Raw genomic sequence first — 12,053 nt, 5'->3', positions numbered from 1 at the left:
ACACTTTTTTTAATAGGATAGATGCTTTTTATTTTACTTTTTGTACGGTTTTCTATAGAATAATAATATATCGTGTACGATGTATAATTATTTATGTATAGGTGGTTTATATGGCTAAATCTTCAAAACTAGATCAGCAATTATGCTTTGAGGTGTACAAAGCTTCAAGTAATTTTTCTAAATTATATGCTCGAACTTTGGAGCCTTTTCAATTAACGTTTACACAGTATCTAGTGTTGTTGGCGCTATGGGAGGAAGATTATTTACTAACAAAGGATATCGGTAATCGATTAGGTCTTGGAATAGGGACATTAAATCCTATTATAAATCGAATGATTGATAGTGGATGGTTACACAAGATACAATGTGATAAAGATAAGCGAGCATTTATTATTTCTTTGACAGAAAAAGCGAAAAGAGAAAAGAAGCCGATAGAAAAGGCGATTATGGACAAAATAATAAGTTGTAATTTCTTAGATATAAACACGCAAACACTCATGTCTAACTTGAAAGGTTTAAATAATTTCTTGACACAGGTAGAATAAAAAATTCCAGGAGTGATAATGTTGAGTATTTATGATATTAAAGTAAAAACTTCAGATGGTGTCGAATACGAGTTAAACGATTATAAAGGAAAGCCGATGCTAATCGTTAATACTGCCACAAAATGTGGTCTTAGCAATCAGTTTGATGGATTGGAAAAGCTATACAATCAATACAAAGATCAAGGCCTGGTGGTGCTTGGATTCCCATCCAATCAATTTCATCAAGAGGTGACCAATTCAGAAGAAGCTGCCCAAGCTTGTCGGATGACCTATGGTGTAACATTTCCAATGCATGAAATTGTAAAAGTAAATGGAAAGGAAGCACATCCTTTATTTAAATACTTAACCACAAACAGTAAGGGATTCCTATCAAACAGTATTAAATGGAATTTTACTAAATTTCTTGTCGATAAAGAGGGCAATTTAGTGGAAAGATATTCCCCAACTGATAACCCAGAATCATTTGAAAAAGATATCATACACGTTTTATAAAAATTATAAGAGGATGACTTGAATCTGTTATAGTGATTCAAGTCATTTTTTGATAGGAACAATGATGTTTAAGTACCTCAGAAAAAAGGAATAATGATGGAAAGGGTTTATGAGGAGGAGAAAAAATGGGGAAACTTACATCGAATGATCAAATATTATTGGCTTATTATGTTTATAACTTTATAGAAGAAAATAAAGAAGAAGCTTTGAAAGAACTAAAAGACACTGTAACAGACAGCCTTCCAGACTTTGATAAAATAATAGCAGAACTTCTTGAAGAGGGATGGATGAGTAACGAGGATGAGGAACTAGGGATTACAAATGAAGGAATTCTTCATATTGATAGTATTTTACATATCCAATCATATGCGACAGAGAGAAATAAACTAGCGTATGTAAAGGATAGTCTTCTAATAAACGAAATAGAATTATCTCCACCAGCACTGAAAGAGTATATTCATAAACATATAGGTATTGAGAAATAAAATAGTAGGTCGTCCTCGTATAGGGAAGACCACTCAGAATATAGACGAAAGGTATTGAGATGGCGACTTCTTGATACCTTTTGCCATTTAATATGTATTTTAACAAGTAAATAGCATATCGCTCTCGTTCAATACTTTGGTTATTTTCCCTAAACTTTATAAACGCAAAATTGTTTGAGTTTGTCTACTGTCTGAATGGTCGTCCTATTAAAGTGATGACCATTATTTTATTTCATTGTATATTTTTTAGTTGTTTAATCTTAAAAAATTAACATAAATTCGATAGTACGAATAACCTTTTTGTGATAAGATTCATCTTATTGAAAAACAATTGAAAAGAAGGAATATTAGTGGCTTTTAGTAAGAAGAATGATTTAGGGGAAAAGTTAAGTTTATTTCACTTAACTTGGCCAATTTTTTTAGAAGTGTTTTTGTTTATGCTCATGGGGATTGCGGATACTTTCATGCTGAGTGCTCTCTCTGATGATGCGGTCTCAGGGGTAGGAGCAGCAAACCAATATATTCACATCGCTATTTTAGTGCTCGAAGTAGTAGGAAACGGAGCAGCTATTGTTGTTTCACAATATTTAGGCTCTAAGCGATATATAGAGGCTTCAAAAATTTCTGGCTTAGCAGTAACGTTAAATTTAGGAGTAGGGATTTTACTTAGTATCGGATTTGTATTGTTTTCCAAAAGCATGATGGTTGCCATGAATTTAACAGGAGATGTGTTAGTTCATGCACATCAGTATCTTTCTATTGTAGGTGGAGCTATTTTTCTACAAGCGGTCATCAATGCATTGGCGGCAATTATCCGTGTACATGGCTATACAAAGCAGACGATGTTTGTTTCATTAGGTATGAATATTATCCATGTATTTGGAAACTATGCTCTTATTTTCGGTAAGTTTGGTTTTCCAGAACTAGGTGTCCAAGGAGCAGCAATCTCATCCGTTGTCAGTCGGCTGATCGCATTGCTAGTATTCTTCTGGTTGCTATATCGAGTCATGGAATATCGTGTTCAAGTGCAATATTACTTTACGATCTCCAAAGAATATATTCAAAAAATATTAAAAATTGGTCTTCCGTCTGCATTTGAACAAATTTTATATCAGGGCTGTCAAATTGTATTTTTATATTACGTTACTTACCTAGGCGCAGAATCATTAGCAGCTAGACAATATGCGGTCAATATTTCTATGTTCACGTATCTTTTTGCTGTTGCAATTGGTATGGGAACTGCAATTATTGTCGGTAGATTCGTTGGGGCAAATGAAAAGGACGAAGCTTATAAATCTGTCTGGTTTAGTGTGAAATGGGCGCTTCTTTTCACACTAGTAATGGTTTCGATTGTAATGATATTCAGAGTTCCGTTCATGAGCCTGTTTACGGATAATGAGCAAATCATTAAAATTGGGGCATCTGTATTACTGCTAAGTTTAGTACTAGAAACTGGCCGTACTATGAATATCGTCATCATAAACTCTTTGCGTGCAGCGGGGGACGCAAGCTTTCCGGTCCTCATGGGTGCTTTGTCTATGGTAATGATGAGTTTACCACTTGGTTACTTTTTAGTTTTTGTATTAGACTTAGGGCTTCCAGGTGTTTGGTTAGCAATTGCAGCTGACGAATGGACACGTGCAATTATTATGTATTTTAGATGGAAGAGTAGGAAATGGGAAAAGTTTGCACTTATTCATCCTAAAGGGAAAGATACTATATCAAATGAAGGCGAAGCATTGTAATTGCTTCGTCTTTTCTAGTTGTTTAAAAGGTTTTTCAGAAGCATATGAGGTGTTAATAGGGCAATGTCTATTCTCTCGCAAATATCACGCGGTAATGATGTTATGACCCCCCTATCCATACCACTCTGAAAATAATAGAAAAGAGGTTTTTCTATTAAACGGAGCTATTAGCGCTTTTAAATGACAATAAATAACAAGAAAAAAATAAGAGGATATCTAAACAATCATATGTTTTAATTAGAATATAAGTATCTTGAATTGGAGGTGAATTAGTTTGATCAAAAAATCAATGGAACTTTCTTTCATAAAAGTTTTGATGGAAGGGATACAAGAAATGGTATTTGTTATGGAGGTAGGAGAAGATACTAATTTCTATTATGCTTTTTTTAATAAAGCAGCAATGGAAACCATTCGACTAGACCAAAAAGCCATAGGTAGGACATTTCGAGAAGTACACGATTTTGATAAGGCGTCCTTATTAGAAGCACAATATACAAAAGTTTTAAAAACTGGGGAGCCTGTAACATTTGAAGCTACATATACAAATATAAATGGCGAGATTAGAAACGGGAAGTCTACACTAACACCTATATTTAACGAGGATGGGTCTTTTACTCATATAACTTCTATTACACAGGATATTACAAATGAAAAAATAGCCGAAACAGACCGAGATGTAACGAAAAATCGCCTTGTAAAAGCCGAATCTCAATACCGTTCTTTATTTTATAAAAATTCAGATGCCATTTTTACAATGGACCTGCATGGTCATATATTAGGTGGCAATAAAACATCAGAAAAATTAAGTAAGTATAGTATAGGGGAATTAATAGGTAGAAACTTTATCGAGTTTGTTGATCCAAAAGATCGGGAGAGCGCAAATACATATTTTACGGAATCGATTAACGGAGATTTAAAAGATTATCGTCTGAACTTTGTAGACAAAACTGGGGAATGTATTGGTTGTTTAGTAAAATTCATTCCCATTCACCTTCATCATATAATAAGTGGTATATATGTGATTGTAAAAGATATGAGGGAATTGGACAAACTAGTATCTAAATATGTGGAAAGTGAACAGATTTTTCGAATTATCACTGAAAACGTCCATGACGTCGTTATAATGATGAATCATAACAAAGAATATTTGTATGTTTCGCCATCTAGTAGAGAAGTATTTGGATACGATTACGAGAATAATAGCAATCAAATTCCATCTATTAATATTCATGCAAATGACATTAAATTATTTGAAAACAGGTTCGAGCAATCCATTCGTCATGCAAAACCATTTCAAATACAGCTAAGAGCAAAGCATGAAAAGAAAGGTTGGATTTGGACCGAAATTAGTGGATCACCCGTCTATAGTGATGAACATCAATTTCAGTTTATGGTCATGACTGCTAGAGATATATCCATACAAAAGGAGTATGAAAAGAAGCTTGAGTACTTTGCCTATCATGACTCGTTGACTGGTTTGCCAAATCGGCGATTTCTAAGTGACCGATTTTCAGAACTACTTAAAGGAAAAAAGACAGGAATTACTATTATTTTTCTAGATATAGACAACTTCAAGTGTATTAACGATGTATGGGGACATGATATTGGTGATCTTGTCATTCAGGAATTTAGTAAGAGACTAAGCCAATCTATTGAATCTCATGATATAGCTGCTCGACTAGGAGGAGACGAATTTATTGTAATGCTCCCATTTGTAGAAAATGAGGAAGAAGCTATTAAAGCCGCGGAAAAAATACAGCGAGTAATGGAAGGTACATGGAATGTTGAACATGCAGAACTAACTATTACGATAAGTATGGGTATAGCTTTATCCACGCAGGATAATATTACAGATAGCGTTATGTTAAGAAATGCAGATCTTGCTATGTACGAAGCTAAAAGAGCTGGAAAAAATCTATATAAAGTAAAACGTTTCTAAGTGAGGTTAACTTAGAAACGTTTTTTTATAACTTAATATTAAATAGGAGAAGGGACTTGAATCTTAAGTTTCTTTAATTGGTCTACTGCTTTTTTCAGAATCTGGACATCTTGTACTAGTGCAACACGAACGTATCCAGCTCCTGCAGATCCAAAAACGGTACCTGGAACCATAACTACACCTGTTTGATTAATTGCTTCAAATGCAAACTCTTTATCATCCATTTCGTACGGATATTTTGCCCATACGAACATTCCTCCACTAGAAGGTGTCACTGTCCACCCGATATCTTTTAAGCCTTGTGATAAAACATTATGACGTTCAGTGAAAACTGTACGCAAACGATCTGTTATCTCTTCTGCATTATTTAATGCAGTAATTCCAGCTTCCTGGATGGGTTCAAATATACCAAAATCTAAATTTGATTTAAGCTGTTTCATTATTGTAATCATTTCTGCATTCCCGACAATATAAGCAACTCGCGTACCGGCAAGACTAAAGCTTTTGGATAATGAGTTGATTTCCATTCCTACTTCCATCGCTCCCGGTGTCGCTAAGAAGCTGCTTGGAGAATCTCCAGAAAAATAAAATTCAGAATACGCTGCATCGTGTAAAATAATAACATTGTATTTATTTGCAAATGCTACAGCCTTTTCAAAAAATGCAGGATCTGGCATAGCTGGAACAGGATTTCCTGGTAAATTTAAAATCATTAATTTCGCTTTATAAGCTACTTCCTCAGGAATTGCATCTAAATCAGGTAAAAAATTATTTTCTTCTAATAGATTCATATAGTATGGAACTGCTCCGGCCAATTTAATCCCTGCATCATACGCAACATAGCCAGGATTGGTTGTTAACACATAATCTCCTTCGTTACAAAATGCGATAGGAAGGTGGACAAGCCCCTCTTGAGATCCCATTGTTTGTACAATTTCTGTTTGAGGATCAAGGATGACATTCGTACGTCGTTTATAATAATCAGCAACCGCTTCATAAAAACGTTTTGTTCCATTTAGTGTATAACCATACGAAGTGGCTGAATAACTTTGTTCTGATAATACTTTTCTTGCTTTTTCATCTGGTGGCAGGTCAGGACTACCTAAACTTAAATCATATAGTTCAAAACCTGCAGCTTTTTTAAGCGCGGCGGCTGCTTTTAAGTCTCCGAAAATAGCAGGTTCAAAAATAGACATTTTTTTAGATGGTTCGATAATCAATTAAAAGCACTCCTCGCTAGCAAATTTAAAACCTATTCTATCATAAATTAAATCAATATTGTGAAAAATAATGCATGCAATATATTAGATGTTATGACTATTTTGTGAAAAGAATAAAAAGTAAATATATACAACTAATCCACAATGAAATAATAACAATTCCAGCAAACCAATTATTCCTTTTCACTTTTTCCGATTTTTCGGCTAAATTACGACAATCATTTAAAATGTTGTTTGGTATTAATCTCATGACAATAGAAATGGCTAAAGGGATTAGAATAAGATCATCTATATATCCGAGTACAGGAATGAAATCAGGTATCAAATCAATCGGACTAAATGCATACGCAACAATAAGAAGTGATAAGAGCTTTATGTATAAAGGTAATTCAGGATGTTTATATGCTTCCACAAGTACAAAAATTTCTTGTTTAATTTTCTTGGCATACGCTTTTAATCTTGAAATCATGTATCTATCACCTAAACTCATTTTATAAATAAGTATACGCTTTAATGGATAGGAAGAAAATTAAGATATAACAGATCGTTTTAAGGGAGATAGGAAAAATGGAAATAACAGATATTGAAGAATTATATAAAAAGCTGATAAATGCATGGAATATTGCGGACGCAAGAGAAATGTCCAATTTATTTTCATTAGATGGTGTCATGATTGGTTATGATGGAAGTTTAGAGGTTTGGCGTGAAAGCATGTTTGAACATTTACGTCCAGTTTTTGAGAGTCATCGTACTGCAACATTTGTTTATAAAGTGAAAGATGTATCTTTTCTAAATAAAAACACAGCTCTATTACGTTCGATTGCCGGAATGATTCCCCCCTATCAATCAACGATCAACCCTTCAGTAAATACGCACCACACATTAGTAGTAGGTTTTAAAAGAAGAGAAATGGCAAATAAGACTATTCCAAAATACTCCCGCTCTTTTTCATAGAAGACCTGAGCTAGTTGACTAAATGACAAAGCAATTAGAGGAAACATTGAATATTAAAAAAAACATGAGATGGAACCTCATGTTTTTTTTATTCCCTTTATTAAATCGTATGCACGTAATGCACGTTCTCGTGCACTAGAATGATCAACGATAGGGTGTGGATAAGTAGAACCAAGTTGAATGTTACTTTCTTCCAAAATATTCAGAGGAGTAACCCACGGACGATGAATGTATGGAGAGGATAGTTTAGCAAGTTCCGGAACCCACTTCCTAATATAATCCCCATTAGGGTCAAACTTTTCGCTTTGAATAATCGGATTGAATATTCGAAAGTAGGGAGCAGAATCAATTCCAGAGCCTGTAACCCATTGCCAGCCCATTGCGTTATTTGCCACATCAAAATCTACAAGTTTTTGTTGAAACCATTCGTACCCTATTCGCCAATCAACCAGCAAATGCTTTACAAGAAAAGAGGAAGCTACCATACGGACGCGATTGTGCATATAACCTGTTTCGGATAGTTCTCGCATTCCTGCATCTACTAGTGGATAACCTGTTAGCCCTTTTTTCCAACTTGTCATGTTCTCCTCATTTTTTTGCCAGGGAAAATGCTCAAAATTTGACCGTAATGGTTTCAGTGGAAATGAAGGGGATTGAATAAGCTGATGATAAGAGAATTCTCTCCATACTAATTGCCGAATGAATGATTGAAGCATGGGGGAGTCATCCTTTTTAGCTTCATAAAAAATAGAACGAACACTCATATCACCCGATGCCAAGTAGGGAGACAATGTAGATGTTGCACTGGCAGATGGAAAGTCTTTTTTTCTTTCATATTTATATAAATCGTTGCTTATAAAATGTTCCCACATCTCAATTGCTCCCGGCTCACCGGGTTTCCAATACAGTCCTAATTGATCAACTCGCTCTATAGAAGAAAGTAATCGAAGTTCCTCGACTGTCACACTTATTATTGGATTCTTATAAACCTCAAATTCATGGGGAGTAGGGACTGGATGATGTGCATTAATTTGCATGCTCCTCTTCCAAAAAGTCGTAAATACTTTATATGTCTTTTGACTTTTATTGAACATCTCCTCGGGATTATAGAGTAGATTTGCATTATAGGTACGAGCGTCTATATTTTGAGCCTTCAACTTAATAATAATTGTTCTATCTCTTTCCACAATAGATGGTTCATACCGTTCATTGAAAAAGACAGCATCTGCATGAGTCTCTTGTATTAAATCTTGCAGTACTTCTAATGCGTTGCCAACTCTAATGATGATTGGAACTCGTTGTTGAAATGAAAGGAGAGAGTGATGAAGCCACCATAAAGATGCACCACTCGCTTGATATTCTTTTTCTTCTTCCTTTGACCAAATAAAGACAGGAATTACAGTGCCTTGCTGTGTTGCTTCCCATAAGGCAGGGTGGTCATGTATTCGTAGATCTTTTCTAAACCAAACGATTATCTTTTTCGTATACAAAACACTCACTCTTTCGTTTCGTTTTTTCTTCTAATTTTAGTACACCAGCGGTTATTATATACACTTTGTCCCAATATTGAAAAAGCTACTAGCTTCTTTTGGAAAGAAGCTAGTAGCTTTTCAAGTTGTTGGCTAATTCTATAAATAGATATTGTTTTTATAATGATTAGATTAGAAAGTATAAGTTTTCTACTTAGTAATTTTGTTCAGACCTCAGCAGCCCCTCGAAGCCTAAATGACATTTGCTTACATGGGCTGACTGAGACACTTTCGCTTTCTTATTAAACTAAAGGTCCAGCGTTTTTCAAATACTTTTCAATTCCCTCTGCAGCACGGTATGCTAAAGCCCCAACAGTTCCTGTAGGATTCATACCAGAGTTATGTGGGAAAGCTGATGCACCTGGTACAAAAACGTTTTCACAGTCCCACATCTGAAGGTAACTATTTAATGCACTTGTTTCAGGATCTGCCCCCATGATAACTCCACCTGTATTATGAGTAGTTTGGTATTTTGTCGTGTCCCAGTCACCTTGGTCTCCAGGAGAATTAATGATATCTGCTCCCATTTCTTCCAAAATTTTAGTAGTAATTTCTCTTATATATTTTTGTTGGTTTCTTTCATTTTCTTTGTAGTTAAACGTCATGCGCAATAAAGGATCCCCGAAAGCATCTTTGTATGTCGGATCTAAATCAATATAGTTTTCTTTATTCGGCATCACGGAACCTTGTGAACCTACCCCTAAGCTTCTGTTTGCCCAATAAATAGATTCCTCTTTATATTCTTTACCCCAGCCTGGTGTTCCTTTAGGGACAGCGTTGTTTGAAATTGGGCGTTTTCCGTAATGACCAAGTGCGATATTCCCACCATGAATGAAATTCAAGTCTGTGTGATCAAAATTATCCCCGTTAAAATCGTCCAAAACTCCAGCAAGGGAACCTGTACCAGCATATAGGTTAAATTCTTTGTCTTTGAAGAATCCTGTGGATGCTGCAGAAGTCATTTGGTATGCATAGTTTTTACCGATTACTCCAGTACCCGTCTCAGGATTGTACGGGCGGCCGAGTTGCGAGTTTAATAGTATTTTAATGTTATTAAGTGCATATGCAGATACGACAACTACATTCGCTTCTTGGATATATTCTTCTCCAGTACGTGTATCAACATATAATACACCAGTTGCTTTTCCATTAGTATGTAGTACTCTACGAACAACAGAATGAGTTCTTACTTCGAAATTTCCTGTTTCTTTTGCAACAGGCAAAACAGTTACTACTGGAGATGCTTTTGCTCCATATTCACATCCAAAGCGTTCACAGAAACCACAGTATTGACAAGCACCACGTGAAATTCCGTCTGGATTTGTATAGTTTTCAGAAAGTGTTGCTGCTGGAGCAATATAAGGATGATATCCTAATTTCTGGGATGCTTCTTTAAACATTTTCATAGAAGGTGTTTCTTTTAAAGGAGCAGTAGGATATTTAACCTCTGGAACATCTGGATGAGGATTAGCTTCCCCAGAAATACCAGCCATATCTTCAAATTTTTCGAAGTACGGTACTAGTTCGTCATAAGTAATTCCCCAGTCCTGAAGAGGCATGTCTGCTGGAATTTTATCCTTTCCGTATCGTTCTACCGTTTTTGTATAAATTTCAAAATCATAAGGGAAAAATCTATAGGTTAAACCATTCCAGTGCTCCCCAGAACCTCCTAAGCCATCCCCGATTAAAAAGGAACCGTGCTGACGGTAAGGTAAAGCTCTTTGTGATCGGTCATGACGTACTGTCAGTGTTTCTTTTGAAAGGTCTTGCATCATTTCATTTCTTTGTTGATATCTAAGTTCATCATGTACCATTAAATAATCTTGAGTAGTTCTTTCTTTTCCGCGTTCTAAACCAACTACTTTATAACCTTTTCTAGTTAATTCAGAAGCAATTATACCGCCTGTCCAACCTACCCCAACCAAAACGATGTCTGTTTTCGGTAATTTTTTAGCCATAATCTATAGCACCCTTTCGATTAATGTTTATGTTGAGAATTCAAACTCATAGGTTCAAATTTCACAAATTCTTCTTTTTCAATGATGTCTGCATAGCTCATCTGATGGCCCGGGAAGTTTTTCATTTTCCAACCTTGCATATCTTTATTTCCGCCATATAGTGGATCTGCATAAACACCTTCAATAGTTGCACTTTTTAATAATCCAAAAAAGAAGCTTGATGTCACAGCACCATTCAAAGTTACCTCTCCTGCTTCAAAAGCGGTAAGAATGGCAATTTGTTCTTCGTCTTTAATTTCTGAGAATCGTGCATTATATTTTTTCGATGCTTCTGAATTTAAAGCTTCAATTCCTAGATTGAAGATTTGCTGTCTGTTTAAATGTGTTTGATGACCAAATAGAGGAGTTGCCTCTGCAGGATAAAAAGGACCTGACATATATTCCTTTGAATTTAGTCCCCAATTTCCTGCAAGTTGATGGTCTATGAAGTAGGCAACAAGTAATTCTTTTGCCCCTGGTCCTGTTTCGGTTTTCGGGAAAATTTGTTCAGCGGCAGCCTCAATCGTATCGAATTGTGCTTTGTCGAAATACATAAGCGCTTGATTATAATTGACAGCAGTTGCTTGGGAGTGAACATGAGTTTCAGTTGTTTTAGTAGTTGAATCTTTTCCTAACAGTGAGCCAATTGCCCCACCTAGAACGACCCCACCGACTGTTAATCCAGAATTTTTGATGAAAGTTCGTCTTGATGAACGTTTATCTAAAAATGGAGCCTTTTTATCTTGTTCTGACATAATATAACCTCCTAAATGAATTAAAAGAATACTTAGTTTAAAATTTTATCTAGATAAATACTGATTAAAAAAACACTAATAAATATATTAGTGAACAATGGCGTGCCAGTTATAAACTAAAGAAAAAATAACTGTACATACTAATAATGAAGAGATAAAGTATGTATGTTTTTTCCCTGTCCAGCAAAGCACGATTATCGCTAAGCCAATACCAAAACCTAGTAAAGAGAACCAAGGAAAGGTACTACTGTGGAAGAAAAGAAATAGTGCAAAGTCTGCTACGATAAATAAAGCGAAAAATACTTGGTTTAATATTTTTAGTTCTTCTACATTATATTTTGTCACATTCAATCTCCTTTCTCCTGCGAAGAATATATTTTATAGATATATAT

Annotated in this window: 12 protein-coding genes; 6 read left to right on the top strand and 6 right to left on the bottom strand. The window is 35.2% G+C overall.

All coding sequences use genetic code 11. The features are described 5' to 3' along the window. The first annotated feature begins 110 nt into the window (after positions 1 to 110). The 5 genes from AN959_RS10750 (at position 111) to AN959_RS10730 (ending at position 5,206) form a co-directional block, all read left to right on the top strand. Positions 111 to 545: a MarR family winged helix-turn-helix transcriptional regulator gene (locus tag AN959_RS10750; protein ID WP_053591474.1), complete on the top strand. Its 435-nt coding sequence runs from the start codon at positions 111 to 113 to the stop codon at positions 543 to 545. A gap of 21 nt (positions 546 to 566) precedes the next feature. After that, complete coding sequence (locus tag AN959_RS10745) at positions 567 to 1,037, top strand: glutathione peroxidase (protein WP_056830707.1); 471 nt, start codon at positions 567 to 569, stop codon at positions 1,035 to 1,037. 125 nt (positions 1,038 to 1,162) lie between these two features. Beyond that, positions 1,163 to 1,522: a hypothetical protein gene (locus tag AN959_RS10740; RefSeq protein WP_056830704.1), complete on the top strand. Its 360-nt coding sequence runs from the start codon at positions 1,163 to 1,165 to the stop codon at positions 1,520 to 1,522. 350 nt (positions 1,523 to 1,872) lie between these two features. Then, complete coding sequence (locus AN959_RS10735) at positions 1,873 to 3,267, top strand: MATE family efflux transporter (RefSeq protein WP_056830703.1); 1,395 nt, start codon at positions 1,873 to 1,875, stop codon at positions 3,265 to 3,267. A gap of 274 nt (positions 3,268 to 3,541) precedes the next feature. Next, positions 3,542 to 5,206, top strand: coding sequence for a diguanylate cyclase domain-containing protein (locus AN959_RS10730; RefSeq protein WP_056830700.1), 1,665 nt, complete (start codon positions 3,542 to 3,544; stop codon positions 5,204 to 5,206). A gap of 38 nt (positions 5,207 to 5,244) precedes the next feature. On the opposite strand, the gene AN959_RS10725 is transcribed toward AN959_RS10730, so the two are convergent. Next, positions 5,245 to 6,426, bottom strand: coding sequence for an aminotransferase class I/II-fold pyridoxal phosphate-dependent enzyme (locus AN959_RS10725; protein ID WP_056830698.1), 1,182 nt, complete (start codon positions 6,424 to 6,426; stop codon positions 5,245 to 5,247). A 97-nt stretch (positions 6,427 to 6,523) separates the two neighbouring features. Then, positions 6,524 to 6,895: a YkvA family protein gene (locus AN959_RS10720; protein WP_253278907.1), complete on the bottom strand. Its 372-nt coding sequence runs from the start codon at positions 6,893 to 6,895 to the stop codon at positions 6,524 to 6,526. Between the two features lie 98 nt (positions 6,896 to 6,993). On the opposite strand from AN959_RS10720, the gene AN959_RS10715 reads away from it, so the two are divergent. Beyond that, a complete protein-coding gene (locus tag AN959_RS10715) occupies positions 6,994 to 7,380 on the top strand; it encodes an SgcJ/EcaC family oxidoreductase (RefSeq protein WP_371256541.1) in 387 nt (128 codons plus the stop codon). Positions 7,381 to 7,457: 77 nt separating this feature from the next. Here the strand turns inward: AN959_RS10715 and AN959_RS10710 are convergent, their stop codons facing one another. The 4 genes from AN959_RS10710 to AN959_RS10695 all read right to left on the bottom strand — a co-directional run bounded on the left by AN959_RS10710 (position 7,458) and on the right by AN959_RS10695 (position 12,006). Further along, positions 7,458 to 8,870, bottom strand: coding sequence for a deoxyribodipyrimidine photo-lyase (locus tag AN959_RS10710; RefSeq protein ID WP_056830694.1), 1,413 nt, complete (start codon positions 8,868 to 8,870; stop codon positions 7,458 to 7,460). 281 nt (positions 8,871 to 9,151) lie between these two features. Continuing rightward, positions 9,152 to 10,867 (bottom strand): GMC family oxidoreductase, encoded by a 1,716-nt coding sequence (locus tag AN959_RS10705; protein WP_056830692.1) that lies wholly within the window; start codon positions 10,865 to 10,867, stop codon positions 9,152 to 9,154. Positions 10,868 to 10,887: 20 nt separating this feature from the next. Further along, entirely contained in the window at positions 10,888 to 11,661 is a 774-nt protein-coding gene (locus AN959_RS10700) for a gluconate 2-dehydrogenase subunit 3 family protein (RefSeq protein ID WP_053591484.1), read from the bottom strand. Between the two features lie 87 nt (positions 11,662 to 11,748). After that, positions 11,749 to 12,006 carry a hypothetical protein gene (locus tag AN959_RS10695; RefSeq protein WP_156316826.1) on the bottom strand — a complete coding sequence of 86 codons (258 nt, stop codon included), beginning with the start codon at positions 12,004 to 12,006 and terminating at the stop codon, positions 11,749 to 11,751. Between the last annotated feature and the right edge of the window lie 47 nt (positions 12,007 to 12,053).

The sequence above is a fragment of the Psychrobacillus sp. FJAT-21963 genome, assembly GCF_001420585.1.
Lineage (GTDB): Bacteria > Bacillota > Bacilli > Bacillales_A > Planococcaceae > Psychrobacillus.
This window is presented reverse-complemented; position numbering and strand designations above follow the sequence as displayed.

What these genes read in the sequence shown, in the direction of transcription:
- AN959_RS10720 (WP_253278907.1), bottom strand. Translation starts at nt 6,895, where the DNA reads ATGATTTCAAGATTAAAAGCGTATGCCAAGAAAATTAAACAAGAAATT.
- AN959_RS10750 (WP_053591474.1), top strand. Translation starts at nt 111, where the DNA reads ATGGCTAAATCTTCAAAACTAGATCAGCAATTATGCTTTGAGGTGTAC.
- AN959_RS10715 (WP_371256541.1), top strand. Translation starts at nt 6,994, where the DNA reads ATGGAAATAACAGATATTGAAGAATTATATAAAAAGCTGATAAATGCA.
- AN959_RS10700 (WP_053591484.1), bottom strand. Translation starts at nt 11,661, where the DNA reads ATGTCAGAACAAGATAAAAAGGCTCCATTTTTAGATAAACGTTCATCA.
- AN959_RS10740 (WP_056830704.1), top strand. Translation starts at nt 1,163, where the DNA reads ATGGGGAAACTTACATCGAATGATCAAATATTATTGGCTTATTATGTT.
- AN959_RS10705 (WP_056830692.1), bottom strand. Translation starts at nt 10,867, where the DNA reads ATGGCTAAAAAATTACCGAAAACAGACATCGTTTTGGTTGGGGTAGGT.